Source organism: Pleomorphomonas carboxyditropha (assembly GCF_002770725.1).
GTDB lineage: Bacteria > Pseudomonadota > Alphaproteobacteria > Rhizobiales > Pleomorphomonadaceae > Pleomorphomonas > Pleomorphomonas carboxyditropha.
Genome location: NZ_NQVN01000002.1, coordinates 138,691 through 164,730, shown reverse-complemented (window position 1 = coordinate 164,730; position 26,040 = coordinate 138,691). Strand labels below are relative to the sequence as shown.

The following is a 26,040-nucleotide window of genomic DNA, read 5'->3' as shown; positions in this document are numbered from 1 at the left end:
CAAGCGAGGCGGGCGCCGCGTGTTCTGCGCTTATCCGAACGCAAACGCCGAGCAATAGCTGGCGCCCTCATGGGCAAGGCCGTGCGGTAGAGGTGGACGAGGCTCGCTCACCCAATGGGGGCGCACAGCGCCTCGATCAGCTTTCTTCCTAGCGGATGCCACGCAGGAAAATCTCCAGCCGCTTCCTGATATGCTCGATCCTTTGCCTGCGGTCGACACGGTGGCGCAGCCGGCGTCGCGGCAGCAGGGCGCCGAAGACGATATCCATCAGCATGCCGGCGCAAACCATGGCATCGTCGATCACCATCCGGCCCTTGAGCGTCTCCGCCTTGAGCCAATCGATCAGTTCCTCGCGGGAGCGAATGATCTCGTTTTCATAGAGGTAGTCCGACAGCTCCGGATACTGCACGGACTCCCGCACGATAAGGCTCAGAATGGCTTCGCGCTCGAATTCGGCCGCCTCGTCGATATCGAGCCGGAAGATCCGGACCAGTGTTTCAAGCGGCGGCAGATCCTCGCCCTCCGGTCGTGGCAGATCGAGAATCAGGTGACGGTGCTCGGTGACAACCGCTGCGAAGAGTTCGGTTTTGGTCGCGAACAACGAATAGATGTCGCGCTTCGACACCCTTGCCCTGGCGGCGACCAGCGCCGTGGTCGTTCGCGAAAAACCGAGTTCGACGAAGGCTTCATGCGCGGCGCGGAGGATGGATTGCCGGCGCGCGGCATCGTCGACCAGCTTGGGACGCCCGCGCTTCCTAACAACGTCCTTCTTATCGCCGTCCATTCGGTGCTCCGGTTCCGCGAATGACCGAGAGCATCGCTACCCCCTGAATGGCAGTGCCGCAAGCCTGGCGCGCCCAAAGCCGCCCGTCGAGGACATGCGATCTCCGCTCCGACTCGTCCTGCCGGTTCAAGTTGGTTTCGGCTTGACGGCATTCGAGTTCATGTTATTGGTACCGATAAGGACCAATAAACTTCGAGCGTTCATCGACAGCTTTCGAGAGGATCATTGGGGTCGATCCTTCGGTCAAACGCTCGGTATTACAGAAAATGACGTGAGGTTGTCTGCGGAATTTTGATTGCGCGGATTTAGTCCCCCTGTATCTGGAGGAAACGTGGGTTTCGATACGAAATCTGCGTTGGTCTTGCTGTCTCTGAGGAGAAGCAGCACGAGTGGAGGAGTACGAATGGTTCACGGTTGCAAGAAAGGTTTCGCTGCCCATCTGCTTACGGTGTCGCTGGTCGTCCTGCCGATTGCGTCGCTGGCGGCGAACAGCTTTGCCGGCGAGCTCAAGGCGGGGGCGGCCAAGGAACGGATCGCGATACCCTCCGCGTTTTATCCCAACGAGAATTTCTCGGTCGAGGCTCAGCCGCTGCAAACGCGCGTCCTGATGCTTCAGAACGACGACGACAAGGCTGTCATGGTCGTCGTCGACATGACATCGGTCAGCGTCCCGCTGGTGAGCGAACTCAAGGCGCTGGTCAGTCGGGAGACCGGCGTCGCCGCCGACAACGTCCTGATCATGTCCAGCCACACCTTCTCGGCGCCGCACATGCAGGACGCGACGCATCTGCCCTCCGATGAGGCCAAGGCCAAGAACAAGCTGCTCGTCGATGCCGTATTCGCTTCGGTCAAGAATGCCGCCGACGCGGCCATGAAGGCGATGCAGCCGGCGTCGGTCGGCTTCGGGACAGGCACCAGCAACATCAACGTCAATCGCGAGATCCTGACGCCCAAAGGGTGGTGGTTCGGCGCCGACGAGCACGGCGCCTCCGACAAGCAGGTCGCCGTGGTCCGCTTCGACGACATGTCGCACAAGCCGATCGCCTTCATCGTCAACTACGCCGTCCAGCCGTCGGTGATGAACGAGTCGGTCGGCGCCGACGGTGGCCGCGTCGTCACGCCGGACCTTGCCGGCGCCGTCTCCGACTATGTGGAAGGCCAGTATGGGGGCGGCGCCGTCTCCTTGTTCTCGGTGGGAGCGGAGGGCGATCAGTCGCCGGCCTACGTTTCCAACCAGTACAAGCTGACCCGGGCCGGCGAGGTGGTGCGCGAGGACGCCCACGAGGCCGGCCTGCTGCTGGTGAAGGCGCAGGGCGACCGCCTCGGCGCCGAGGCCGTTCGCGTCGCCGAGACCATCGAGGCGGACCAGAGCGCGCCGAAGATCGCCGTCGTCAGGGACAGCGGTCACATGGCGGGCCAGAAGATCCCGGCGAACATCAAGGATATCCACGTCACGACGAGCTACGATTATCCGCCGGCCGATCCGGTGGAGGCGCCGATCGCCCTGCTGCGCATCGGCGATATCGCCCTGGTCGGCGTGCAGGTGGAGCTTTCAGCCTCGACGGGCATGGCCATCAAGGCCAATTCGCCGGTCGAGAAGACCGTCGTCATGGGGCTGGTCGACGGCGCAGCCAAGTATATGGCGGCGTCCGACGCCTATGACCGCCTCACCTATGAGGCGATGAACTCCTTCTACGCCAAGGGCAGCGCCGAAGCGCTCGCCGACCGCATCGGCGGGATGCTCTCGGACATCGCGGCCGACCTCAGGAAATAGGGCACGCACCGGCGGCCCCGGCTTGGCGGCCGGGCTTGGTCGGCTATATTGCCGATGATCTCTCATACGACACGCCGCTATTCGAGATGAGTACAATCCGGCGCCGAGGACAATATCGTCGACGAGTAGCCACCCAACAGGCTGGCATTTCGGCCGGATATTCTTTCGCTGAAATCGCTCTCAAGGAAACACGCCATGCCGTCACGTCGAGACCTGCTGACGCTCGCCCCCGCCGCCGCGCTGGGCTCCCTGATCCTTGCCTCGGGCAAGGCGGCCGCCGCAACGCCGCCGCCGGGCGGCGCCATGGCGATCAACTCCTCGGTTTTCCGCGGCGAGCACATCAAGGCGGTGACGGCGGTAACCGAGGTCTTCGGCCGCAGCCAGCGCTGCACGGCGGCGATCGTCGAATATGACGCGCCGATCAGGAGCGGGGCGGCGAGCGCGGCCCAATTCAGCGTCGCCGGCAGGACCATTGCCAAGGCCTATGCCAACGATCACGCGGCCAAGGCCGACCATGGCCGCGACGGGCATTTCGTCGTTCTGGAACTCGATCCCAACGATGACGGCGCGGTGGTGTTTTCGCCCGAGGTGGAACAGCCGGCGACGGTGGTGGTGTCGCAGGTCGCCCCGGTCGCGGCGGTGTCGGGCGAGACCTACGCGCCGACGACCACGGCGATCATCAACACGCGGCAGTCGAACCTGATCGTCGACGATTTCCAGCAGTTCCGGTTCAATGATCCCGACACCGATCTGCCGCTCGCCTATAACCTCTATATTCCAGAAGGGTACGACGCGACGAAATCCTATCCGCTGGTTCTCTTCATGCACGACGCCGGCGTCACCGGCACCAACCCGCTGCGCACGCTCGAGCAGGGGCTGGGCGCGATTTCCTTCGCCAGTCCGGAAGACCAGGCGAAGCACCCGGCCTTCGTGCTGGCGCCGCAATATCCCGTCGCCATCGCCAACGACGCCTCCCAGACGAGCGACTATGCCGACGTGACCATCCGGCTGATCCGCGACCTGACGGCCCGCTACGGCATCGACCGGAGCCGCCTCTACACCACCGGGCAGTCGGGCGGGTGCATGACCTCCATCGCCCTCAACGTCAAATATCCGGACTTCTTCGCCGCCACCTTCCTGGTGGCCGGCCAGTGGGACGTGGCGCAGGTGCCGCCAATGGCCGGGAACAAGTTCTGGATCATCGTGTCGCAGGACGACGGCAAGGCCTGGCCGGGCATGAGCGCCGTGGTCGACACGCTGGAGAAGAACGGCGCCAAGATGACGCGGGCGATCTGGGACGGCCGTTCGGACGCCGCCGGGTTCGAAGACGCGGTGGCGGCGATGCTGAGGGACGGGCCGGACAGCAACGTCTATTTCGCCGCCTTCCGTCAGGGCACGGTGATCCCAGAAGGGGTGGAGGTCAACGGCGGATCCGGCCACGTCTGGACCTGGCCGATCGCCTACGCCATTCCCGGCGTGCGCGACTGGCTGCTGCAACAGCACAAGTGATACGTTCGTACGAGCGGCTGCCCTCGGAGGAGGAGACCGCCATGTCCGGGGCTCGTGGTGGATTGCCCCACTGTGGAACCAACGATGCCGCCATCGCGTCCTTGCCGGCGGCAGCGTCGTTCGGGCAACCGTCGGATACGCCCGAATTCGGCCAGAAGATCTTCCACCGTCTTGCCCCTGTCGGCAATGACGAAATCTCCGGGCGGACGACCAGACCACCGGCGGCCACCGGCACGTTGATCGACAGCCCCTCTTTGCGGCCGGAAACATCGTGTGGGTGCCGCGTACCGTGACGGCACGCGTCCGGATCGGCCAACCGATATCCTCGAGTTCTGCGCTGCCGGCCCGCCCGGATGGCGCCGGGCGGGCCGTATTTGGACCAGCGGTAGGCGCGGCCGATGGCCGCATTGGGAGCTTGCGCTCTCTTGCGGACGATTTTGCGCTGCCTCCAAAGATCGGTGCCGATCCGGAAGATGTCGCGGCGATCGTCCTTGTTCGCGGGACGGACGGCTTCCTGTCCCGCGTCTTGATCCCGGTCAGGGATCAACTCTTCCGCCACTTGAGGGCGGCATCGGCTGTCTGATCGACCAGCGCGTCGAAGGAGATCTTGGCCGGGCGCCGCATGTAGGTGACGATGTCGTCGGCTAGAAGCGGCGCCGACCAGCGGTCGGCGATCACCGCCCTTCCCTTGGCGATCGCCAGCACGCAGAGGATCTGCGCGGCATTGCAATCGACGTCGTGGCCGATGCCGCAGACGATCTCCAGCGTCAGGTCGAAGTCTCCCCGGCCGAAATAAAGGGCGATCACCTCGGCGGCGGCGTTGGGATAGGCGTGAATCCAGTTGTATTCGACGTAACGGGCGTCGCAGACGGCCCAGGCGCTGCGCCAGTCGGGCGCCGTCTCGCAGGCCTTCAGGGCGAAATCGAGCACCGCGCCATATTCGGTATCGGTGCGGAACAGCGCGATGGTCGAGGTGAGCAGCGAGCGGACATCCGGTTCGACGAAGGCCCGGGCGGCGAGCACCGCATTGAATACCTCGCCAAGGATACCGTTGCCGGCATGCGACACCTCGGCGTCGATCCAGGCGAGGCGTGCCGCTTCATGCGCCCGGCCGGGAACGACCATGCCACAGATGACCCCGCGCATCTGGGCGCCGATCCATTCGTCGAACGGATTGTCGGTGGTGGCGGTCTCCGGCGGCAACAGACCTCTACGCATGCTGGACAACGCGATCGCCTCCGCCGACCAGGCCGTCGGGATGAGGCTGGTCCAACGCTCGCAAATATCGGCGCCGGTAATGCCGGGCCCTTCGGCGCCGTAGGCTTCCAGGAAGGCGATCTCGAAGGTGATGTCGTCGTTGTAGGTATTGGGCTCGCGCACGTAGGAGCGGATCGGACCGAACACCTTCAAGAGATTTTCGGCCGAATAGCCTTCCAGGGCGGTGCCGGCGGCGGCCCCCACCAGTTGGCCGAGCCAGCCGGCGGCGAGGCGGTCCCGAAGTTCGGCGTCGCCGTAGGCCGGCACGACGTCGGCCGGCCAGGCGACCGTCCGCTCGAATTCCGGCCAGGAGGCATGTCGCACCGTCTTCTGCGACGGATGGTCGGGATCGGGCCGCGCCGCCCGCATCAGCGCGCGCAGGCGCATGTCGATGACGTAGAGACGCTCGAAATCGCCGGCGGCGAGTGCCGTGAGGCCTTGGGCGAGAAGCTCGGAATAAGGCGCCAGCACGAAACCCTTGTTCTCCAGCGACTGCAACGCCGCTGCCATCAGGTTTTCCGGGGCGGCCGAACCCGGCACGTTGCTCTTCCAGAACAGGGCAAGCAGGACATCCTGCCCGACCATGGCGGCGCTGGCATCCCAGGTCTGTTCCTCCTTGCTGCGGACCACCGGCATCGTCTGTCGCAGGAGATCGCGCGTCACTTCCCAGGCTTTCATGGTTCTTTCCATTTTTGACGAGTTATCTGCCCGCAGGCCTGGCGCGGCCGCGGGCGGTCCAGATGGTCAGGATGACGATCGGCACCACGTAGGGGATCATCTGCATCAGTTCGTTGGGCAGACCGAAGGTCTGCATGGTGATGGCCAGCGTCTCGGCGATGGCAATGACGATGGTGGCGGCGAGCGTGCCCCAGGCGGTTCCCATGCCCATCACCTCGATGGCGATGGCAATGAAGCCGCGCCCGGCCGTCATGTCCTGGGCAAACCAGGAGACGTAGCCCATGGAGAGATAGGCGCCGGCCATGCCGCCGAGCATGCCCGACAGGACAAGCGCCTGAAGCTGGATGAGCTTCACCGAAATGCCGACCGTGGCAGCCGCCTTCGGGTCGACGCCGACGGCGCGAATGCGCAGACCGAACGCCGTTCTCGCCATCATCAGGCTGATCAGCGGCACGGCCAGCAGCGCTCCGTAGGTGAGCACGTTGTGACCCGAGACGAGCGGCCCGATGCCCGGGATATCCCGGACGAACGGCAGGTCGAGGGAGGGCATGACGCCGCTCCTGAGCGCCCCGGACATGCCCTTGTCGCCGGTCGCGAAAAACAAGCCCAGCGTCGTGCCCGAGGAGGCCGCAAGGTTGACCGCGATGCCGGCGATGATCAGGTTGGCGCCAAGGCCGTTGACGGCAAACGCCATCAGCGCGCCGATCAGGCCGCCGGCGACGATCGCGGCCGATAATCCCAGCCAGGCGCTGCCGGTCCAGGCACTGACCAGAACCCCGGCGAGCGCGCCGGTCAGCATCATGCCCTCCATGCCGAGGTTGAACACCCCGGCACGATCGGAGATCAGGATGCCGAGCGCGGCGATCAACAGCGGCGTCATGACGCGCAGCACCGTTGCGAAGGTCGCGGGGTCGGTGATGATGGCGAGGCCGGTCATTGCGCGGCCTCCACCCGCCGTATCCGGCGGATCAGCCGGAGCACGGCCGGGTGCTGGAAAATGGCGCTGGCCGTAACCGCCAGCATGATGGCGGCCGTGACAAGGCCGACCACTTCGCTGGGTATGCCGATGTCGCGGGCCAGGAAGTCGCCGCCGACCTGCAGGTAGCCGAGAAACAGGGCAGCCGGCACGACGTAGAAGGGATTTTCCCGGGCGAGGATGGCGATGATGATGCCCGTCCAGCCAAGGCCCGGCAGTTGCGTCCACGAAAAGCGCGGATAGAGACCCAGCACCTGGATGGCGCCGGCCATGCCGGCGATCAGCCCTCCGACGAGTTGCGCCTGCATGATGATTCGCCGCGACGGCAGGCCGAGATGGGCGGCGAATGCCGGTCCCTGGCCGACGATGCGCAGATTGAGGCCGGAGCGCGTGAAATAGAGCCAGATGCCGACGGTCAGGCAGGCGGCCAGCGCAACGATGGCACCGGAGTTGAGCCGCGTTCCCGACAGAAGGCGATCAAGCCTGGCGTCGGCGGGGATACGGTAGGACATCAACGAGCCGGCGGCCGGATCGCGCAGGTAATAGTTGAGGAAGAACACGCCGGCGTAGAGAATGGCGAAGTTGAGCACCAGCGACGTCACCATTTCCGGCGCGTCCCAGCGCAAGCGGAGCTCACCGGGGATGACGCAGGAGATGCTGCCGACGACGGCGCCGACGATGATGGCGACAAGCGGCGTGAACGGCCCGAAGGACGGCAGCAGCAGCGCCGCCGCGGTGGCGGCGAGCCCGCCCAGGAAGACGCCGCTCTCGATGCCGAGGTTGAACAGACCGGAGCGGAACACCACGGTGGCGGCGAGGCCGGTGAAGGCGATCGGCGTTGCATATTCGGCGACATTGCCAAGATGCCTGACGCTCGACAGCGGCCCGAGCAGGAAGGCGGCCACCACGGCGCCGGGCTGGTCGTGCGGCAGCGCGAAGGGGATCAACACCGCCAGGATCACCGCCGCAATGACCGCCAGCGTGATCGCCAGGCGCACGAGGCCAGCCAGAAGGGCCCGGTTCATGGCATGCCCTCCAGGCCGAGCATAAAGGGACCGAGCCGCTCCGGCGTCAGTTGCGCTTCGTTGGCGAGCACGGCGGTGATCCGACCGGCGAACATCACCACGACGCGATCGGACAAACGCAAGAGTTCGTCGAGATCGGCGGTGACAAGCAGCACCGCGGCGCCGCGTTCGGCGGCATCGACGATGCGCTTGTGGATGAAGGCGGCGGCGGCAACGTCGATGCCGCGGGTCGGCTGGTCGGCGATCAGGAAACGCGGCTCGGTTGCCAGCTCGCGCGCCGCGATCAGCTTCTGCACGTTGCCGCCGGACAGCGAGTCGAGCCTTTCGCCGATCGACAAGGCTCGAACCGAATAGTCTTCGACCATGGCCGCGACCGCCCTGGAGATGGCGCCACGACGAAGAAAGGGACCGCGCTGGAAGCGCTTGTCGCCGTCGGTGCCGGCGATGGCGTTGTCGGTCAGCGTCAGCGCCGGCACCCCGCCTTGCGTGAAACGATCGGACGGCAGATGCGCCATGCCCCGGGCACGCCAGCGCGCGGTCGAGGCGCCGGCCATGTCTTCGCCGTCGAAGCGAATCGAGCCCGATACCGGGCGAGCGGTTCCGGTGACCAGCGATACCAGCCCGCGCTGGCCGCTGCCATCGACCCCGGCGACGCCAACGATCTCGCCGGGGTGAATGACGAGGTCGATGCTTTGCAGGCGATCGGCCGGATCGCGTGAGGCAAGGCTAGCATCGGACATGGCGAGCAGCGGCTCGCCGGTCACTTGGCGCGGCTGACGGCGGGTGATCTCTACCGGTCGTCCCATCACCATCTGCATGATCATGTTGTCGGGCACGTCGGCGAGACGGGCGGCGCCGGCCAGTTGGCCGGCCCGCAGCACCGTCACGGTCTCGGCGAGACTGCGCACCTCGTTGAGCTTGTGCGAGATGAACAGGATGGTGATGCCGTGTTGGCTGAGATCGCGCAGCCGGCTGAACAGCTCGTTGATTTCCGGCGGCGACAGAACGGCCGTCGGCTCGTCGAGGATCAGAATCCGGGTATCGCGCGACAGCGCCTTCAGGATCTCCACCTTCTGCTGGGCGGCAACCGGCAACCGGCCGGTGACGGCATCCGGATCAACGGCAAGACCGTACCTGCGAGACAGCATCTCGACCCTGGCCCGGGCGGCGGCGCGGTCGATCAGCCCCCCTTTGCCGGGCTCGTGGCCGAGAATGATGTTCTCGGTCACCGACAGCGTCGGGATCAGCGAGAAGTGCTGATGCACCATGCCGATGCCATGCCGGCCGGCAAAATCGCGCGTCGCGGTCGACACCGGCCGACCATCGAGCCAAATCCGGCCGCCCGTCGGCTCCTCGAGGCCGAACAGGATCTTCATCAGCGTCGACTTGCCGGCGCCATTCTCGCCGCAGATGGCATGAATGGTCCGCGCGGGAACCGAAAAGGACACGTCGCGGAGCGCGACGGTTCCATTGGCGTAGGTCTTGGAAATGCGATCGAACGCGACGGCGGGCGCTGGCCCGGCGGCTCGCTCCCCGTCGTCGCGCCCGTCGGTCATGGCTTCACGGAGTTGCGCAGCGCGTTGAGGTCGTCGCTGGACATGCCGAAGGCGCTGGGCACCTTGATCTCGCCGCTGGCAATCTTTTCCTTGGCGGTCTTGATGGCGGCAAGCAGTTCCGGCGTCGCCAGCTGCTGGTAGTTGCCACTTTCGACCAGACCGACGGCCCCCTCGGCAAGGCCGAGGCTTTCCTCCGAACCGAACTTCAGTTCGCCGGCCACGTACTTGTCGTAAGCCTGCAACAGGCTGACGTCGACGTTCTTCAGCACCGAGCTCACCACCTGCGAGGCGATGGCCGGATCGCTTTCGGCAAAAATGGCTTCCTGGTCGGAATCGACGCCGAGCACGTATTTGCCGGTTTCCTTGGCCGCCGACAACTGGCCGAGGCCGGCCTGCGAGGCGGCGGTAAAGCCAATGCCGACACCGGCGCGATACTGGGCGAGACCGAGCTCCTTGCCCTTGGCGGCGTCGGAGAACGAACCGACGTAGGACACGGCGATCTTGATGTCGGGCGAGACGAACTTGGCACCGGCGATGTAGCCGACCAGGAAATCGTTGATCACCGGGATGTCCATGCCGCCGAGGAAGCCGAGCGAGGTGCCGATGTCGCCCTCGAGCTTGCCCGACTTCAACAGCTCGGCATTGTAGACGCCACCGAGATATGAACCCTCGTTCTGTTTGTAGGAGATCGAATAGACGTTGTCGTAGCCGCCGTCAGCGTAGGGCACCGAAGCGTCGAACAGGATGTACTTCTTGTCCGGATATTGCCTGGCCACTTCGGCCAGCGTCTCGGAGATCGAATAGGTTCCGAGGATGATCAGGTTCCAGTCCTGCTCGGAGGCGTCGAGCAGCGCCGGCTCCCACTTGGTGGCGTCGTCGCCGATCTCGAGGACGCGCGTCTCGACCTTGTCGGCATACTTGGCCTTGATCAGCTCGATGCCGTGATTGGCGGAGTCGAAAAACGACTTGTCGCCGAGGGCACCATTGATGATCAGCAGGATCTTGTCCGCTGCCGCGGCTTCGGCGACAGCGGCAACGCTCAGAAGGCCGGCCGTGGCGAGAACCAGGCCGGCACGCAAGGCGGATCGCCTCGCCTTGAAACGGATCATGACTTCCCCTTTTCTTTTTTGGACGACACGCATATTCCCCTTGCGCCGACGAGCCGTCGTGCCGTGGCCGGGTCGCCGGTGAAGCATCCTGTTTAAACGTGTAAACGGAGAGTTCTGAATATCGCCGGCCTTGTCAAGGGTCGATTTACACGTTTAAACCAAATCGGACCGTTACCGGGTAAAATGATGGCGGCTGAAAAGTCTGGCGGCAGAATTCCAACGATCAAGGACGTGGCGAAGGCGGCGGGCGTGTCGCAGGCGACGGTGTCCTACGTTCTCAACAATCTCAACAAGGTATCGCCCGAGGTCGACGCTCACGTACGGCGGGTGGCGCATGAACTCGGCTACAGCCGCAACCGGGCGGCACGGGCGCTGAAAACCGGCCGCAACAACGTCATCGGCTGCATCATGCCGTCCCTGCTCAGTCCGGTCTTCCCGGAGATCGCCCAGGCGGTGCAGCAGCGCGCCGAGGAACATGGCTTTGCCACCTTCGTCATCGATTCCGGCCTGCAGACCGCGGCGCGCGAGGCCGAGGCGATCCGCGTCTTGGCCGACCATGGTGTCGACGGCGCCATTGCCGTGCTCGGTTCGCCGCGCCCCGCTTCGGATCGCCCGACCTTGCCGCTGGTTGTCGTCGACCAGCCGATGGACGGGATGGACGCCGTCTATGCCGATCATCGGGAGGGAGGCCGTCTGCTGGCCGAATACGCCGTCGGCCTCGGCCACCGGCGCGTCGGTTTGCTCTCTGGCCTGCAGGGCCTCTACAGCAGCCGCGAACGCCGCGAGGGCTTCGTCGAAGCGGCGCGCGGGCGCCTCGACATCGCCTGGAACGTCGAGGTACCGCTCGTTCCGAGCCTGCCACAGGAAGCCGTCGACGCTCTCCGTCGCGGTGACGTGTCGCTGGTCGTCTGTGTCAACGACCTCATCGCCATGCTCGCCCTCAGCGCCTTGCGGCAGGCACGCGTCCGCGTGCCGGAAGATGTGTCGGTGATGGGCTTCGACGACATGCAATGGTCGAGCTGGCCCCTCCTCAACCTGACGACCGTGAGGCAACCGCTGGGCCGGCTCGGCCGCGACGCCGTCGACCTATTGGTCCGCCGCCTCGATGCGCCGGATGCCGAGATCACCAACATCATTCTGCCGGTCTCCCTTATCGAGCGCGGTTCGACGTAATCCGCTTCGCCCCGACCGAGCCATCGGCAACCAGCCGCCGACCTTGCTGCAAATCCCCGGCGACACGACCAGCCACAGGCGGATCGAAGCAAGCATGACGGCGGCGAGGAAGCCCGAGCCTAGAGCAATTTCAGCAAAAGTGGGAACCGGTTTTGCGTCCGAAATTGCGCCTACCATAGAGAGCCGAATGCCATCGTCACTCACCATCACCGCGTCGCTCGTCGGCGTTCGGCGGCGCCCGCTGCGTCGCGAAGATAAATGCAACTTAGCATCGCAAGTTGAGATGGTTGCGTGGGGCAGTGTCTATCCTAGATCGGCCGGCAGGAGGGCTTTAGGTAGATTCTGATAGCACACCGGCCTGACAAAGCGATCTATCGCGCGCGTTCCCACCGATGTGGTGCGCGGATCGGCGGTCGCCGGCCAGGGGCCGCCATGCACCATCGCCTCGCAGACCTCGACCCCGGTCCCGAAGGCGCCGTTGATGACGCGGCCGGCCTTGTCCTCGATCAGCGGCCACATCGCCCGAACCGCCGGAATATCGTCGTCGGCGACATGCAGTGACAGCGTCAGTTGCCCGCCGATTGCCGCCAGGGCTTCCGCCATTTCGTCGACATCCGAGCAGCGGACCAAAAGCGCGGTGGGGCCGAATACCTCTTCGGCCAGCAAGGCATTGGAGAGAAAGACCGGCGCATCGACGCCCAAAAGGCCCGCCTGCCCCTCGCGCGGTCCGGCCTCGGCGCCGAGTGCGATCGTCTCGACCCCCGGTGTCGCCGCCAGCCTGGCGGCGCCGGCGGCGTGGTTGGCGGCGATAGCCGGCGTCAGCATGGTCGCAGCGGGCGTCGCCGCGATCTTCGCCCCGGCTGTGGCGAGGAAGCGATCGAGCGCCGGCCCTTCCGCCGCGATCAGCAGGCCCGGCGCCGTGCACATCTGGCCGCAACTACCGGTGAGGGCCGGCACGAAGCCGTCGGCAATGGCCTCGGCCCGCTCGTCGAGAGCGGCGGGAAAGAGCAGGACCGGATTGATCGCACTCATTTCCGCGTAGACGGGAATGGGTTCCGGCCGGCTTCGGGCAATGGCGACGAGCGCCTTGCCGGCTCGCGCCGATCCGGTGAAGCCGACCGCCTTGATGCGCGGGTCGGCGACGAGGCGACTGCCGGCCTCGATGCCCGCGTCATGGAGAAGGCCGAAGACGCCCGCCGGAAGTCCGGACCGGCCGACGGCCGTCGCCACCGCTTCAGCCACCATCTCCGATGTTCCGGGATGCGCCGGGTGGGCCTTGACCACCACCGGGCAGCCGGCGGCCAGCGCCGAGGCCGTGTCGCCGCCGGCGACCGAGAAGGCCAGCGGAAAGTTGGAGGCGCCGAACACAGCGACCGGGCCGAGCGGCACGTTCATCATCCGGAGATCGGGTCGCGGCAACGGCGTGCGGTCGGGCAGCGCGTCGACGCGGCGGCGGTCGAGATAGTCGCCGGCCCGCAGGACGTCGCCGAACAGGCGCAACTGGCCGACGGTCCGCGCCCGCTCGCCCTCGATGCGCCCCCGCGGCAGGCCGGTCTCCAGCATCGCCCGTTCGACCAAGCTGTCGCCGAGCTCTTCGATGGCCGCGGCGATGCGGTCGAGGAAGGCGGCCCGGTCGGCGCGCGGCACGGCGCGGTAAATCCGGAACGCGGCGGCGGCCGCCTCGGCGGCATCGTCGACATCCCGCGGCAGAGCGCTGCCGTAGGCGGGAGACAGCGCCTCGCCGGTCACCGCGTCGAGCCCGTGGAAGCGCGCGCCGGCACCGAAGCGCGGCTTGCCGTCGATCAGCATGGTTCCTTGCATCGATCCTTGTCCTTGCGGCTTCTGGTTCACTGGAAGCGAGCCAATGAGAATGCGCCGATGGCCGGCGCGGGCTCGCCGTTCCTCAGCATGGCGACCACGTGCCGGGCCGTCACCGGCGCCAGCGTCAACCCGAGATGCTGGTGGCCGAAGGCGTAGTAGAGGTTGCCGGTCTGTGGCGCCTTGCCGATCGCCGGCAGATAGTCGGGCAACGTCGGTCGCGAGCCGTGCCAGCGCGCGAACGGCCCGCGCATCGGCAGGCCGAGTTCGCCGACGTGGCGCTCGAGCGTGCGCCAGCGCCGCTCGTCCGGCGGCGCGTCGTGGCGCGTCAGCTCGACGAAGCTGGCGGCGCGGAGCCCGCCGAAAAAGCGCGTGACGATCGTCGATCGCTCCTCGAACACCAGCGGCGGCAAGCCGTCCGGCCAGTCGTGGTCCGTGCTCTGGATATGATAGCCCCGTTCGGCGATGATCGGCACCTTGAGCCCGAGCGGCGCGAGAAGCTCGCCGGAACGGACGCCGCCGGCGACGACGATCCGCGCCGCGGCGATCGGTCCCGTATCGTCATGCGCTTCCGCCCGGCCGTTCCGGACGGCGATCCGCCGCACCGATGCCTTGCGCCGCTCGCCGCCCGCAGCGACGAACGCCTCGGAAAGCGCCCGCAGCACCGCGCCGGTGTCGAGCACCTGCGCGGTGTTCTCGAACACGATGCCGGCGGCGGGCGGCCGCCGCAGCAGCGGACCGAGCCGGGCAAGCTCGTCCGCCGTCGCGTCGTGGAACCGGGCCGTTCCGATATCCGTCGCTCGCCAGGCGGCGATGCCGGCCCGCGCGGCGGCAGGCGCAGTCCAGACGACGATGTGGCCGGATTCCACGAGCAGTTCGGGCCGACCGATTGCCTGCACCAGCTCACGCCAGGCCGGCAGCGCCTCCGCCATCAAGGCGCCGAGAGCCGCCTTCCCCGCCGCGAAGACCGACGGACGCGAGGCCGCCACCATGCGCAGGCCGAACGGCAGCCAGGCGCCGATACCCGACGGCGGCAGCGCCAGCGCACCGCCCGCGAGCGTCAGCCGGCGCGGCACCGACGCCAGCGCCGACGGCGAGGCGAGCGGCGCGATCTGCTCGATGGCGATGTGGCCGGCATTGCCCCATGAGGCGGACGGGCGCGACTCTTCCGAGTCGACGAGCAACGTCGCAATGCCGCTCCGCTGAAGTCCGAGCGCGATCGAGAGCCCAACGGCTCCCGCGCCGATGACGACAGTCTTCTCCGAGTCCACTTGACCATCCTCTGACTTATCGAATATCGTATACGATATCTTTTGCAGCGAAAAGAGGGGCTGGACAATGGCTGTTTCATGGAGGGGCGTATTTCCGGCGGCGACCACCCAGTTCGCGCCCGACCTTTCGGTCGACATCGACGCCACCCAGCGCGGCTATGACGCTCTCATTCGCGATGGTGTCGACGGTCTGATCGTGCTCGGCACCTGCGGCGAGAACAATTCGCTCGAAGCCGACGAGAAGCGCGCCGTGCTGAAGGCGGCCGTCGAGGTGAACGCCGGCCGGGTGCCCGTCATCACCGGCGTCTCGGAGCTCGATACCCGCCGCGCCGTCGCCTATGCCCGCGACGCCGAGCGCGCGGGCGCCGACGGCCTCATGGTGCTGCCGGCCATGGTCTACGTGCCCAAGACCGAGGAACTGATCGTCCACTTCCGCATGGTGGCCGAAGCGACCAGCCTGCCGATCCTGCTCTACAACAACCCGCCCGCCTATCGCGTCAGCATCGGCCGCGAGGTGCTGGAGGCGCTCGCCGACTTGCCCAACGTCGTCGCCGTCAAGGAGAGCGCGCCGGACTCGCGCCGCTTCACCGACCTCATCAACGCCTTCGGCGACCGCTACGACGTATTCGCCGGCCTCGACGACGTAGCCCTGGAAGGGTTGATGCTGGGCGCCAAGGGCTGGGTCTCAGGTCTCACGTCGGCCTTCCCGCAGGAATCGGTGCGGCTCGTCGCCGCCGCGGCCAGGGACGACTGGACGACCGCGCGTGCCATCTACCGCTGGTTCATGCCCCTGCTGCATCTCGACGCCGAACACGATCTGGTTCAGACCATCAAGCTGGCCGAGCAGATCATGGGCCGCGGATCGGAACGCGTGCGCATGCCGCGCATGGTCCTTTCCGGCGCCCGCCGCGCCGAGATCATCGCCATGGTGGAAAAGGCCGCGGCCACCCGCCCGAGCCTTGCCGCCGCCGCGGAGTGATCGCCATGCGTCACACCTTCTTCTGCATCGACGGACACACGGCCGGCAATCCGGTCCGCCTCGTCGCCGGCGGCGCGCCCTTGCTCAAGGGCGCCAGCATGTCGGAGCGGCGCCAGGATTTCCTCGCCCGCTTCGACTGGATACGCACCGGTCTCTGCTTCGAGCCGCGCGGCCACGACATGATGTCCGGCGGCTTCCTCTATCCGCCCATCCTGCCGGATGCCGATTGCGGCATCCTGTTCGTCGAGACCTCCGGCTGCCTGCCCATGTGCGGCCACGGCACCATCGGCATGATCACCTTCGGCCTCGAGAACGGCCTGATCACACCGCGGACGCCGGGCCGGCTGCGCGTCGAGGTTCCGGCCGGCGTCATCGACATCGACTACGGCGTCGAGGCCGACCGGGTGAGCTTCGTGCGCATCACCAACGTTCCCGCCTTCGTCGCGGCGACCGGCATCGAGATCGAGGTGCCGGACTTCGGACCGCTCACGCTCGACGTCTCCTACGGCGGCAACTTCTACGCCATCATCGAGCCGCAGGGCGCCTACAAGGGCCTCGACGATCTGGGAGCGGCGCGCATCGTCGCCCTGTCGGGCCTGGTAAGGAAGCTGGTCCGCGACAAGTTCGAGCCCGTCCATCCCGACGATCCGACCATCCGCGGCGTCAGCCACGTCCTCTGGGCCGATGCGGCGAAGGGAGACGGCGCCGACGGCCGCAACGCCGTCTTCTACGGCGACAAGGCAATCGACCGGTCGCCGTGCGGCACCGGCACCTCGGCGCGCCTCGCCCATCTCGCCTCGAAGGGCCGCCTGGCGGTGGGCGACACCTTCGTGCACGAGAGCTACATCGGCAGCCGCTTCGTCGGCGGCGTCGAACGGGCGACGACCGTCGGTGGCCGCCCGGCGATCGTGCCGTCGATCCGGGGCTCGGCGATCGCCACCGGCTTCAATACGATCTGGATCGACCGGGCCGACCAGTTCTGGAACGGCTTTCAGGTGGTGTAGCGAGCAACGACATGACCATCCTCCAAAAAGTAAGCCTTGCCGAGCAGATCGCCGTGATCCTGCAGGAAAGGATCATCGCCGGGGAATTTCCCGGCGACGCGCCGCTCCGGCAGGACGAACTGGCGGCCGAGTTCGGGGTCAGCAAGATCCCGCTGCGCGAAGCGTTCGCCAAGTTGGAACAGACCGGCCTGATCACCTCGCAGATCAATCGCGGCTTCTTCATCCGCCCGCTGACCGCCGACGAGGCGCAGGACGTGTTCGACCTGCGGCTACGGATCGAGCCGGATGCCACCGCGCGCGGCGCCCTGCACGCCGGCGACGGTGACGTCGCCTTGGCCCGCAAGGCCCTCGAGGCGCTCAACGCGGCGATTTCCGATCATGCCTCCAACGTCGGCCCCCTCAACCGCGCCTTCCATATGGCGCTGGTGCGGCCGATCGCCGCGCCGATTTCCAAGCAGACGCTCGAACGCGTTCACGTTATTTCGGAACGCTACGTCGTCCGCCATCTGGCGCCGATCGGCCGATCCGAACGCGCCGAAAGCGAGCACGCGGCGATCTTCGACGCCTGGAAGGCCGGCGACGCCGAAGCCGTGCGGCGCGTCAGCCAGGCCCATATCGCCGCCACCTGGGACGATCTTCGCTCCGAATTCGATGGAGGCGCGTAAATGGCGTTCCGGCGCTTCAGGCCTCGAGCGGCGCGATTACCCGCGAGCAGATCCAGAGGATCCTGGCCGCCTCGTCGCCGGTGGAGACAAGCGCATGCCCCATGGTGCTGTCGAAATAGCAGCTATCCCCCACCTGGAAAGTCGTCGGAGCATAATGTTCGGTATGCAGCGTGACGCTTCCGCTCAGCACGTAGAAGAATTCCTCGCCGACGTGGCGGACGAGGTCCGGGAAGCTCGTCAGCGACCGCGCGTCGATCGTGGTGAGAAGCGGAATGAACTGCTTGCCGGTGAGGTCGGCCGCCAGCATCTCGTATGTGTATTGCGCCGTCGACCGAACGACGCCCTGCCCAGCGCGGGTGACGGTCCGGCGACCACCGACCGGATGCGACGGCTTGCCCGAAAACAGCTCCGTGACGTCGATGTCGAGCCCGTCCGCCACCCGGATGATCGTCTCGTAGGTCGGGGACATCTGGCCGTTTTCGATCTTGGAAAGCGTCGACGAGGCGAGGTTGCAGCGTTCGGCCAACTCCTGAAGCGTCAATTCGGCGTCCTTGCGCCGGCGCCGGAGGATTTCGGCGATGGAGTCTCCCGAACGGCCCGGAGCACCGTCATCGATGGAGGGCCGGCGGTTTGATTTGGAATGTGGCGTCATTTTTTCCTTTAGGAAAGGTGGTTGCCGGAGGTCGGAAATCCGAGACCGAACGCGCCCATAGGTAGCACCCCTTGATAAGGAGTCAATCTAAAGGAGAGAATTTTCCTTGAAATATTGAGCGAATTTATCGTGTCTCCCAACCCATGAGCAAGCCATCAGGCGGTCGGCATATTGTCACCGGCAGTCATTGTCATGCCACATCATTTTCCTAAGATCAATAAAATTAGCGAATAAGAAAAAATATCTTGACTGCCATCTGCGTCAGGTGAACTGTGTAGTTTGGGATGAAAAATGCGGGCGATAACCGCGGGCATCCCAACCGGCCGGAACGGGCCGTTCTCGAACCATCCAGAGGGGTTCAAGATGAAATTCAAAGCTAGCCTTTTGGCGTCCGCGGTGCTGACGGTGTCGCCTTTTCTTCTGGCGACGCAGTCCCACGCTGAACGGGTCCTGCGGCTCGATGAATCTCCCGTCGGCGAGATCGATCCGGCCAAGGCCACCGACTATGCCGACACGGTTCTGATGCAGAACCTCTACGACACACTGGTCGAGCCGAAGAAGGGCGGCCCGGGCGTCGATCCGCTGCTGGCATCCGAATGGGCGGCCGACGGCACCGCCTACACTTTCAAGCTGCGCCCCGACGTCAAGTTTCACTCGGGCAATCCGCTGACGGCCGACGATGTCGTCTTCTCGCTGAACCGCATGATCGCCATGGGGCAAGGCTTTTCGAACCTTTTCGCCGGCCGGGTGGAGAAGGCCGAGGCCGTTGACCCGCACACGGTCAAGTTCACGCTGGCGTCGCCCTATGCGCCGTTCGTCGCCGCACTCGCCCGCCTGCCGATCGTCGATTCCAAGGAGGTGATGGCCCGCAAGGCGGACGGCAAGTACGGCGAATTCGGCGACTACGGCGAGGCCTGGCTGTCGGCCCACGACGCCGGTTCGGGTGCCTACACCGTCGAGAGCCAGAACCCGCAGACCGAAACGGTCATGGGCAAGTTTTCCGGCTACTTCCTGCCCTTCGCGGAAAACGCCCCCGACAAGGTGCACTACCGCTACGGCGTCGAGGCGCCGACGGTTCGTGCGCTGATGTCGCGTGGCGAGCACGAGATTTCCGACCTTTGGCTACCGCCCGAGGTCATCAGGGCCATGGCCGCCGAACCGGGCATGAAGCTGCTCCAGGAAGCCGGCGCCACCGGCGAATACATCAAGCTCAACACCGCCCGGGCGCCGCTCGACGACGTGCACTGCCGCCGCGCGCTGTCCTATGCCTTCGACTACGGCAACACGCTGAAGATCCTGAAGATCAACGACACGATCAGCCAGGGCATCCCGATGAAGGGCCCGCTGCCGTCCGGCCTTGTCGGCTACGATCCCAGCCTGCCCGACATCACGCAGGACATGGCCAAGGCCAAGGAAGAACTCGCGCAGTGCAAGTATGATCCGAAGTCGAGCCCGCTCGACATCGCCTGGATCGCCGAGGTGCCGGCACGCGAGCGCATCGCGCTGCTGATGCAGGCCGCCTTCTCCCAGCTCGGCTTCCCGGTCAACGTCATCAAGACCCCGTGGGTCCTGGTCTCCGATCAGGTCACCAAGCCGGAGACGGCGCCGCACGCCGTCGAGATCGCCGTGGCCGCGGTCGCGCCCGATCCGGACTCGCTGCTCTACAACATGTATTCGTCCAAGGTCCCTCCGACCTGGATGTCCGCCGAGCACCTCAAGGACGACAAGGTGGACGAGCTTCTCGAAGCCGGCCGCAGCGAGGCCGATCCGGCCAAGCGGGAAGCGATCTACAAGGAGCTCAACGTCCGTCTTCGCGATCTCGCGCCGACCATCTACGCCTACGAGTTCACCGGCGTGTTCGTGGCGCGCGACGCGGTCGCCGTGCCGACGCTGGAAGATCCGGCGCAGAGGACGCTCGACAACTTCAACCTAGTCTTCCGGACCATGAGCGTCGCGGACTGACGGCCCCGCCGGGACAAGCCGGCGGTCTTCCCCGATGTTCGCACGGAGCGGGGCGGAGCCTCGTGCCGCTGAAGCGGCGTGACCCGGGTTCCTTCCCGGTCCGCCGACGTCTCCCATCGCAGGGTGTGGCGATCTCATGATCTGGAAGACCCTCTACTCGCGCCTCAAGGCGTCGCTGATCGTCATGATCGGCATTTCCATACTCATCTTCGCCGTCGCCCGGGTGATGCCCGGCGATCCGGCGCGCATCGCCCTCGGCGCCAACGCCTCCGCCGAGCAGGTGGCGGCGTTGCGGGCCGACCGTCACCTCGACGATCCCTTGCCGTTGCAGTACTGGGAGTTCGTCAAGGCCCTGTCGCACGGCGACCTCGGCAAGTCGCTGTTCACCAACCGGCCGGTGTCGACCGACATCGCCCAGTTCCTGCCGGCGACGCTCGAACTCGTCGTCGTCTCGGGCCTGATCATGGCGCTGCTCGGCTTGCCGATCGGCGCGATCTCGGCCCATTTCCGGGGACGCGCCATCGACCAGATCGGGCGCCTCGTCGCCCTGCTCGGCGTCTGCACCCCGGCCTTCGTCTGGGGCGTCATCCTCCAGCTTCTCCTCGGCTACTTCTGGCCGATCTTCCCCATCCAGGGGCGGCTCATGGACGCCACGCCGGTTCCGCCGACCGTCACCGGCTTCTACCTTCTCGACAGCCTCATCGCCGGCGAACCCGGCACCTTCCTCGACGCGCTCCATCACCTCATCCTGCCGGCGGTGGCCCTGGCGCTCGGCGGCATGGGACAGGTCGCCCGCCTCACCCGCTCGAACATGATCGAGGTCTACGGCAAGCCCTACGTCGAGATGGCGGAGGCCTACGGCTTCCGTCCCTGGCGTATCGTCAGCCGCTACGCTTTCGTTCCCGCCTTCATTCCGACGCTGACCATCCTCGGCCTCGAATTCGCCGCCCTGCTCGGCAACGCCTTCCTGGTGGAAAAAGTGTTCGGCTGGCCGGGCCTCAGCCGCTACGGCGTCGACGTCATCCTGCGCAAGGATCTCGACGCCATCGTCGGCACGGTGCTGATCATCGCCGCGGCCTTCCTGATCATGAACATCGTCGTCGACCTTCTGGTCACCCTCATCAACCCGCGCATCCGCCTGTCGTCGAGGAGGGACTGACATGGACCGGTCCCTTCCCTTGGCGCGTCTCTTCCGCCTCGCCTCCTCCAAGGCCTGGGCGACCTTCTTCGCCAATCCGCTGTCGGTGCTCGGCCTCATCATCGTGCTGGTGATCCTGGTGCTGTCGGTCTTCGCCGGCGTGCTGACGCCCTATCCGGAGCACGTCGGCCCGGTCGGCGACTTCTCCGCCATGAACGCGCCGCCCGACGGCGCCTACTGGTTCGGCACCGACACCATGGGCCGCGACCTCCTGACCCGCATCGTCTACGGCTACCAGCTGGCGCTGATCATGGCCGCGGTGGTGCTGTCGATCGCCACGCCCGTCGGCGTCGTCGTCGGGCTCGTCGCCGGCTACAAGGGCGGCTGGGTCGATTATGCGCTGATGCGCATCACCGACATCTTCCTCGCCGTGCCGCCGCTGGTGCTGGCCATGGCCATCATGGGCTTCCTGCAGCCGACGCTGATGAACGGCATGCTGGCGATCACCGCCATGTGGTGGCCCTGGTACGCCCGCCTCGTCTACAACGTCACCCGGGCCGAGACGCAGGAAGGCTACGTGCTCGCCGCCGAGACCGTCGGCGCCTCGACCGCCCACATCGTCTTCCGCGAAATCCTGCCCAACTGCATGCCGTCCATCGTCACCAAGATGACGCTCGACGTCGGCTTCGTCATCCTGATGGCGTCGTCGCTGTCCTTCCTCGGCCTCGGCGTGCAGCCGCCGACGCCGGATCTCGGCTCGATGGTCGCCGAGGGCGCCAAGTACATGCCGAGCTCCTGGTGGCTCACCGTCTGGCCCGCCGTCGCCATCCTCGTCGTCGTCCTGGGGTTCAACCTGCTGGGCGACGGCCTGCGCGAGGCCTTCGAGGCGGAGGGCTGAGATGACCGAACCCGTTCTTGCCATCCGCGATCTGGAGCTGACCTTCGGCCGCTGGCGCCGGTCCAAGGTGCTTCATGGCGTCTCGTTGCATGTCCGTGCCGGCGAGAAGGTGGCGCTGGTGGGCGAATCCGGCTCGGGCAAATCGGTCACCGCCCGCCTGGCCATGGGCCTCCTGCAGGAGACCGGCAACGTCGACGTCGCCGGTTCCATCCGGGTCGACGGGGTCGAGGCCGCCGCCGGCGGCCGGCAGATCCGCCGGTTGCGCGGCCGCCGCGTCGCCATGATCTTCCAGGACCCGACCTCGGCCCTCAACCCGGCGTTCCGCATCCGCGGCCAGTTCCGCGAAGTGCTGCGCACCGCCGAGCCCGGCCTGTCGGATCGCGAGGCGGATGCCCGCGCCGAGGCGGCGCTGGCCGAGGTCAGCATTCCCGATCCGGCCCGGGCGCTCAATTCCTATGCCTTCCAGCTGTCCGGCGGCATGAACCAGCGCGTCATGATCGCCATGGCCCTCGCCAACCGCCCGTCGCTGCTGATCGCCGACGAGCCGGGCACGGCGCTCGACGTCACCGTCCAGGCCCAGACGCTGGAGCTGATGCGCGACCTCGCCGCGACGCGCGGCACCGCCGTGCTCCTCATCTCCCACAACCTCGGCGTGGTGCGGGAATTCGCCGACCGCGTCTACGTCATCTACCGCGGGCGCATCGTCGAGCACGCGCGCACCGCCCAGCTCTTCTCCGACCCGCGCCATCCCTATACCCGCGCCCTGCTCGCCGCCATTCCGAAGATTTCCGGCGGCGGCCTGCCCGACCTGCCCGAACGCAGCCCCGATTTCGAGAATCCGCGCATCGTCCACGAGGGCTGCGCCGAGCCATGGGAGCTCCGGCCATGAGCGAGCCCATTCTCGAGTTCGACAATCTCGGCAAGACATTCGAGGCCGACGGCAGCCGCGTCGTCGCGCTCGACGACGTTTCGCTCGCCTTCGAGCGCCGGGGCTGCCATGCCATCGTCGGCGAGAGCGGCTCGGGCAAGACCACGCTCGCCAACCTGGTGCTCGGCCTCATCCGGCCGACCGGCGGCGGCATCCGCTTCAACGGCGTTCCCCTGCCCGGCGAGCGCGGCATCGAACACCGCCGCGCCATCCAGCTTGTGCAGCAGAACCCGCTGTCGGCGCTCAACCCGCGCCGCAGCGTCGGCGCCAGCGTCCGCCTGCCGCTCGACGTGCACGGCATCGGCACCTCGTCGGAGCGGCCCGCCCGGGTCGCCGCCCTGCTGGAAGAGGTCGGGCTGGAAGCCGCTCATGCCCGCCGCTCCCCGCGCGGCCTGTCCGGCGGCCAGCGGCAGCGGGTCGCCATAGCCCGGGCGCTCGCCTGCGAGCCGGAACTCATCGTGCTCGACGAGCCCACCTCGGCGCTCGACGTGCTGGTGCAGGCGCGCGTCCTGCAACTGCTGGAGCACCTGCGGCGGGAGCGCGGCCTCACCTATCTCTTCATCACCCACGACCTCGCCGTGGTGCGCGCCGTCGCCACCACGGTGAGCGTGTTCCAGCGCGGCCGCCTCGTCGAGAGCGGCGGCGTCGAGGAGATCTTCGCCGCTCCGCGCAACGACTACACGCGCCAGCTGATCGGCGCCGTGCCGGTCGTGACCGAAGCGGAGGCCCGCCTGCGCGAGACGATCCGCGCGGGAGCGCCGCCCACCCCCGGCGCGGGGTGAGCGCCGGCCTCACCGTCCATTGACCGACTGATCCAAAGGGGCGCTCGACCCCGTCACGCAAATAGGGCCCTGACTATGGCGACACGCATCGGCGTCGATATCGGCGGGACTTTCACCGATCTCGTCTACTACGACGAGGAAACCGGGCGGACGGTCGAAGGCAAGGTTCCCACGGTGCCCTCCTCTCCGGACGAAGGCGTCGTCGACGCCGTCCGCCGGTGCGTGCCGAAGGAGGTGATCGAGCGGGCCGAGTTCTTTCTCCACGGCACCACCGTCGGCCTCAACGCGCTGCTCGAACGGCGCGGCGCCAAGGTCGGCCTCATCACCACGGCGGGCTTCCGCGACGTACTGGAGATCCGCCGCGGCGACCGCGCGGAAATGTACAACCTGTTCTGGAAGCAGCCCGAGCCGCTGGTGCCGCGCCACCTTCGCCTCGAGGTGGACGAGCGCATCCGGGCCGACGGCGGCGTCCACCGGCCCCTCGACGAGGCGTCGGTGCGGACGGCGGTGGCCGCGCTGATGGCCGAGGGCGTCGACAGCATCGCCGTCTGCCTCATCAATGCCTACGCCAATCCCGCCCACGAGGAGCGCGTCGCGGCCATCGTCCGCGACCTTGGCTTTGCCGGCAGCATGTCGCTGTCGCACCGCATCTCCGGCGAGTATCGCGAATACGAGCGCACGTCGACCACGGTGATCGACGCTTTCGTGCGCGCCCGCATGTCGGGCTACCTGAAGCGCCTCGACGCCCGCCTGCGCGAGCTCGGCTTTCGCGGCACGTCGCTGATTACCCGCTCCGGCAGCGGCTCCATGACCTTCGGCGAGGCCGAGGACCGCCCCTTCGAGACCATCATGTCCGGTCCCGTCGCCGGGGCCCAGGGCGCCAGCGAGATCGCCCGCATGCTCGACATCGAGGCGATGGTGACCGCCGACGTCGGCGGCACCAGCTTCGATACCGCGCTGATCCTGGGCGGCGAGCCGCAGATCCTCTACGAAGGCGTGATCGACAACATGCCGATCCAGACGCCCTGGGTCGACGTGCGCTCGATCGGCTCCGGCGGCGGCTCCATCGCCCACATCGACGTCGGCGGCCTGATGCGCGTCGGCCCGCGCAGCGCCGGCGCCGCGCCCGGGCCGGCCTGCTACGGCAAGGGCGGCACCGAGCCGGCGATGACCGACGCCGCCGCCTTTCTCGGCATGCTCGGCCCCGGCCGTCTCGCCTCCGGCATCACCCTCGACATCGGCAGGGCGGAGACGGCGATCGCCCCCGTCGCCGCCGCCATCGGCCAGAACGTCGAGGCGACCGCCATCGGCATCCTGCGCATCGCCGCGTCGTCCATGGCCAACGCGATGCGCGAGGTTTCGGTCGAGCAGGGCCTCGATCCGCGCCGGATGGTGCTGCTGCCCTTCGGCGGCGCCGGCCCGCTGATGGCGACGCTGCTCGCCGACGAACTCGGCATGACCCGCATCGTCGTGCCGCCGCTGGCCGGAAACTTCTCCGCCTGGGGCCTGCTCGGCGCCGACATGGTGCAGTCGGCCGCCCGCACGAAGATCATGGACCTCGACGACGCCGGCCTCGCCGCCGCCGGCGACGTGCTCGCCGACCTGTTCCGCGAGGTTGCCGCCCGCGGCGACCACGCGGTGCCCGAAACCGTCAGGAGCGGCCGCCTCGATCTCCGCTACAAGGGCCAAGAGCACTGGCTGTCGATCGATGTGCCGGTGGCGGGCGACCGCTTCGCCCTCACCGCCGCCGAGATCGGCGCCGCCTTCGCCGAGGAATACCGCCGCAGCTTCGACGCCGTGCTGCCGGGCGTGGTCGAAATCGTCTCCATCCGCGCATCCGAGCGGGCGCCGCTGCCGCGCCGTGGCGAGATCGCCGCCGCCACGGCGGCGCCCGCCGGGGCGGAAGAGGCCTTCGACGCCTATTCCTTCACCGGGAAAGCCCGCCTGCGCTTCCGCGTCGTGCCGCGCGCCGCCATCGGCGAAGTCCTCGACGGCCCGGCCATCGTCACCGAAAGCACCGCGACGCTCTACCTCGACGCCGGCTGGACCGCCTCGGCCGGCCGCCACGGCGAGCTCGTCCTCCAGCGCAGGGGCGCCTGACC

General features: G+C 67.1%; 21 protein-coding genes. 12 read left to right on the top strand and 9 right to left on the bottom strand.

The features are described from left to right. Positions 1-148 precede the first annotated feature (148 nt). A complete protein-coding gene (locus tag CJ014_RS05245; RefSeq protein ID WP_100079486.1) occupies positions 149-784 on the bottom strand; it encodes a TetR/AcrR family transcriptional regulator in 636 nt (211 codons plus the stop codon). 403 nt (positions 785-1,187) lie between these two features. Here CJ014_RS05245 and CJ014_RS05240 point away from each other — a divergent pair, with 403 nt between their 5' ends. Then, positions 1,188-2,558, top strand: a complete 1,371-nt coding sequence (locus tag CJ014_RS05240) for a hypothetical protein (RefSeq protein WP_100079485.1) — start codon at positions 1,188-1,190, stop codon at positions 2,556-2,558. Positions 2,559-2,753: 195 nt separating this feature from the next. Continuing rightward, positions 2,754-4,067, top strand: a complete 1,314-nt coding sequence (locus tag CJ014_RS05235) for a PHB depolymerase family esterase (RefSeq protein WP_100079484.1) — start codon at positions 2,754-2,756, stop codon at positions 4,065-4,067. A gap of 543 nt (positions 4,068-4,610) precedes the next feature. Here CJ014_RS05235 and CJ014_RS05225 read toward each other — a convergent pair. Genes CJ014_RS05225 through CJ014_RS05205 form a run of 5 tightly spaced genes read right to left on the bottom strand, consistent with a single transcriptional unit; the run spans position 4,611 to position 10,668 of the window. Further along, on the bottom strand, positions 4,611-6,002 hold the full coding sequence (locus CJ014_RS05225; protein ID WP_100079483.1) for an ADP-ribosylglycohydrolase family protein: 1,392 nt from the start codon (positions 6,000-6,002) through the stop codon (positions 4,611-4,613). 22 nt (positions 6,003-6,024) lie between these two features. Next, positions 6,025-6,939, bottom strand: a complete 915-nt coding sequence (locus CJ014_RS05220) for an ABC transporter permease (RefSeq protein ID WP_100079482.1) — start codon at positions 6,937-6,939, stop codon at positions 6,025-6,027. Then, positions 6,936-8,003 carry an ABC transporter permease gene (locus tag CJ014_RS05215; RefSeq protein ID WP_100079481.1) on the bottom strand — a complete coding sequence of 356 codons (1,068 nt, stop codon included), beginning with the start codon at positions 8,001-8,003 and terminating at the stop codon, positions 6,936-6,938. The genes CJ014_RS05220 and CJ014_RS05215 overlap by 4 nt, the downstream gene beginning before the upstream one ends. Next, entirely contained in the window at positions 8,000-9,559 is a 1,560-nt protein-coding gene (locus CJ014_RS05210; protein ID WP_100079480.1) for an ABC transporter ATP-binding protein, read from the bottom strand. The genes CJ014_RS05215 and CJ014_RS05210 overlap by 4 nt, the downstream gene beginning before the upstream one ends. Beyond that, a complete protein-coding gene (locus CJ014_RS05205) occupies positions 9,556-10,668 on the bottom strand; it encodes a BMP family ABC transporter substrate-binding protein (protein WP_100079479.1) in 1,113 nt (370 codons plus the stop codon). The genes CJ014_RS05210 and CJ014_RS05205 overlap by 4 nt, the downstream gene beginning before the upstream one ends. 231 nt (positions 10,669-10,899) lie before the next feature. Between CJ014_RS05205 and CJ014_RS05200 the strand changes: the two genes are divergently transcribed. Then, positions 10,900-11,841 carry a LacI family DNA-binding transcriptional regulator gene (locus CJ014_RS05200; protein ID WP_165790751.1) on the top strand — a complete coding sequence of 314 codons (942 nt, stop codon included), beginning with the start codon at positions 10,900-10,902 and terminating at the stop codon, positions 11,839-11,841. 303 nt (positions 11,842-12,144) lie between these two features. Here CJ014_RS05200 and CJ014_RS05195 read toward each other — a convergent pair whose 3' ends face one another. Continuing rightward, positions 12,145-13,662 carry an aldehyde dehydrogenase (NADP(+)) gene (locus CJ014_RS05195; protein ID WP_100079477.1) on the bottom strand — a complete coding sequence of 506 codons (1,518 nt, stop codon included), beginning with the start codon at positions 13,660-13,662 and terminating at the stop codon, positions 12,145-12,147. A 26-nt stretch (positions 13,663-13,688) separates the two neighbouring features. Further along, positions 13,689-14,930, bottom strand: a complete 1,242-nt coding sequence (locus CJ014_RS05190) for an NAD(P)/FAD-dependent oxidoreductase (protein WP_207765673.1) — start codon at positions 14,928-14,930, stop codon at positions 13,689-13,691. Positions 14,931-14,997: 67 nt separating this feature from the next. Between CJ014_RS05190 and CJ014_RS05185 the strand changes: the two genes are divergently transcribed. Genes CJ014_RS05185 through CJ014_RS05175 form a run of 3 tightly spaced genes read left to right on the top strand, consistent with a single transcriptional unit; the run spans position 14,998 to position 17,578 of the window. Continuing rightward, positions 14,998-15,909 carry a dihydrodipicolinate synthase family protein gene (locus CJ014_RS05185; RefSeq protein ID WP_100079476.1) on the top strand — a complete coding sequence of 304 codons (912 nt, stop codon included), beginning with the start codon at positions 14,998-15,000 and terminating at the stop codon, positions 15,907-15,909. Between the two features lie 5 nt (positions 15,910-15,914). Further along, the gene (locus CJ014_RS05180; RefSeq protein WP_100079475.1) at positions 15,915-16,913 is read left to right on the top strand and encodes a 4-hydroxyproline epimerase; all 999 of its coding nucleotides are present in this window, start codon (positions 15,915-15,917) and stop codon (positions 16,911-16,913) included. An 11-nt stretch (positions 16,914-16,924) separates the two neighbouring features. After that, entirely contained in the window at positions 16,925-17,578 is a 654-nt protein-coding gene (locus CJ014_RS05175) for a GntR family transcriptional regulator (RefSeq protein ID WP_100079474.1), read from the top strand. Positions 17,579-17,594: 16 nt separating this feature from the next. Here the strand turns inward: CJ014_RS05175 and CJ014_RS05170 are convergent, their stop codons facing one another. Next, positions 17,595-18,230, bottom strand: coding sequence for a helix-turn-helix domain-containing protein (locus CJ014_RS05170; protein ID WP_100079473.1), 636 nt, complete (start codon positions 18,228-18,230; stop codon positions 17,595-17,597). 363 nt (positions 18,231-18,593) lie between these two features. Here CJ014_RS05170 and CJ014_RS05165 point away from each other — a divergent pair, with 363 nt between their 5' ends. The 6 genes from CJ014_RS05165 (at position 18,594) to CJ014_RS05140 (ending at position 26,038) form a co-directional block, all read left to right on the top strand. Beyond that, positions 18,594-20,192 (top strand): ABC transporter substrate-binding protein, encoded by a 1,599-nt coding sequence (locus CJ014_RS05165; RefSeq protein WP_100079472.1) that lies wholly within the window; start codon positions 18,594-18,596, stop codon positions 20,190-20,192. Positions 20,193-20,328: 136 nt separating this feature from the next. Further along, complete coding sequence (locus CJ014_RS05160) at positions 20,329-21,351, top strand: ABC transporter permease (protein WP_100079471.1); 1,023 nt, start codon at positions 20,329-20,331, stop codon at positions 21,349-21,351. A 1-nt stretch (position 21,352) separates the two neighbouring features. Then, positions 21,353-22,228: an ABC transporter permease gene (locus tag CJ014_RS05155; protein WP_100079470.1), complete on the top strand. Its 876-nt coding sequence runs from the start codon at positions 21,353-21,355 to the stop codon at positions 22,226-22,228. 1 nt (position 22,229) lies between these two features. Next, complete coding sequence (locus CJ014_RS05150; RefSeq protein ID WP_100079469.1) at positions 22,230-23,117, top strand: ABC transporter ATP-binding protein; 888 nt, start codon at positions 22,230-22,232, stop codon at positions 23,115-23,117. Then, positions 23,114-23,938: an ABC transporter ATP-binding protein gene (locus CJ014_RS05145; protein ID WP_100079468.1), complete on the top strand. Its 825-nt coding sequence runs from the start codon at positions 23,114-23,116 to the stop codon at positions 23,936-23,938. Before CJ014_RS05150 ends, CJ014_RS05145 begins: the two co-directional genes overlap by 4 nt. 75 nt (positions 23,939-24,013) lie before the next feature. Continuing rightward, entirely contained in the window at positions 24,014-26,038 is a 2,025-nt protein-coding gene (locus CJ014_RS05140; RefSeq protein ID WP_100079467.1) for a hydantoinase/oxoprolinase family protein, read from the top strand. The last annotated feature ends 2 nt before the right edge of the window (positions 26,039-26,040 follow it).

Excerpts from the sequence above, each read along its gene's own strand:
- CJ014_RS05245 (WP_100079486.1), bottom strand. The coding sequence starts at position 784 with ATGGACGGCGATAAGAAGGACGTTGTTAGGAAGCGCGGGCGTCCCAAG.
- CJ014_RS05240 (WP_100079485.1), top strand. The coding sequence starts at position 1,188 with ATGGTTCACGGTTGCAAGAAAGGTTTCGCTGCCCATCTGCTTACGGTG.
- CJ014_RS05235 (WP_100079484.1), top strand. The coding sequence starts at position 2,754 with ATGCCGTCACGTCGAGACCTGCTGACGCTCGCCCCCGCCGCCGCGCTG.
- CJ014_RS05225 (WP_100079483.1), bottom strand. The coding sequence starts at position 6,002 with ATGAAAGCCTGGGAAGTGACGCGCGATCTCCTGCGACAGACGATGCCG.
- CJ014_RS05220 (WP_100079482.1), bottom strand. The coding sequence starts at position 6,939 with ATGACCGGCCTCGCCATCATCACCGACCCCGCGACCTTCGCAACGGTG.
- CJ014_RS05215 (WP_100079481.1), bottom strand. The coding sequence starts at position 8,003 with ATGAACCGGGCCCTTCTGGCTGGCCTCGTGCGCCTGGCGATCACGCTG.
- CJ014_RS05210 (WP_100079480.1), bottom strand. The coding sequence starts at position 9,559 with ATGACCGACGGGCGCGACGACGGGGAGCGAGCCGCCGGGCCAGCGCCC.
- CJ014_RS05205 (WP_100079479.1), bottom strand. The coding sequence starts at position 10,668 with ATGATCCGTTTCAAGGCGAGGCGATCCGCCTTGCGTGCCGGCCTGGTT.
- CJ014_RS05195 (WP_100079477.1), bottom strand. The coding sequence starts at position 13,662 with ATGCAAGGAACCATGCTGATCGACGGCAAGCCGCGCTTCGGTGCCGGC.
- CJ014_RS05185 (WP_100079476.1), top strand. The coding sequence starts at position 14,998 with ATGGCTGTTTCATGGAGGGGCGTATTTCCGGCGGCGACCACCCAGTTC.
- CJ014_RS05180 (WP_100079475.1), top strand. The coding sequence starts at position 15,915 with ATGCGTCACACCTTCTTCTGCATCGACGGACACACGGCCGGCAATCCG.
- CJ014_RS05175 (WP_100079474.1), top strand. The coding sequence starts at position 16,925 with ATGACCATCCTCCAAAAAGTAAGCCTTGCCGAGCAGATCGCCGTGATC.
- CJ014_RS05170 (WP_100079473.1), bottom strand. The coding sequence starts at position 18,230 with ATGACGCCACATTCCAAATCAAACCGCCGGCCCTCCATCGATGACGGT.
- CJ014_RS05165 (WP_100079472.1), top strand. The coding sequence starts at position 18,594 with ATGAAATTCAAAGCTAGCCTTTTGGCGTCCGCGGTGCTGACGGTGTCG.
- CJ014_RS05160 (WP_100079471.1), top strand. The coding sequence starts at position 20,329 with ATGATCTGGAAGACCCTCTACTCGCGCCTCAAGGCGTCGCTGATCGTC.
- CJ014_RS05155 (WP_100079470.1), top strand. The coding sequence starts at position 21,353 with ATGGACCGGTCCCTTCCCTTGGCGCGTCTCTTCCGCCTCGCCTCCTCC.
- CJ014_RS05150 (WP_100079469.1), top strand. The coding sequence starts at position 22,230 with ATGACCGAACCCGTTCTTGCCATCCGCGATCTGGAGCTGACCTTCGGC.
- CJ014_RS05145 (WP_100079468.1), top strand. The coding sequence starts at position 23,114 with ATGAGCGAGCCCATTCTCGAGTTCGACAATCTCGGCAAGACATTCGAG.
- CJ014_RS05140 (WP_100079467.1), top strand. The coding sequence starts at position 24,014 with ATGGCGACACGCATCGGCGTCGATATCGGCGGGACTTTCACCGATCTC.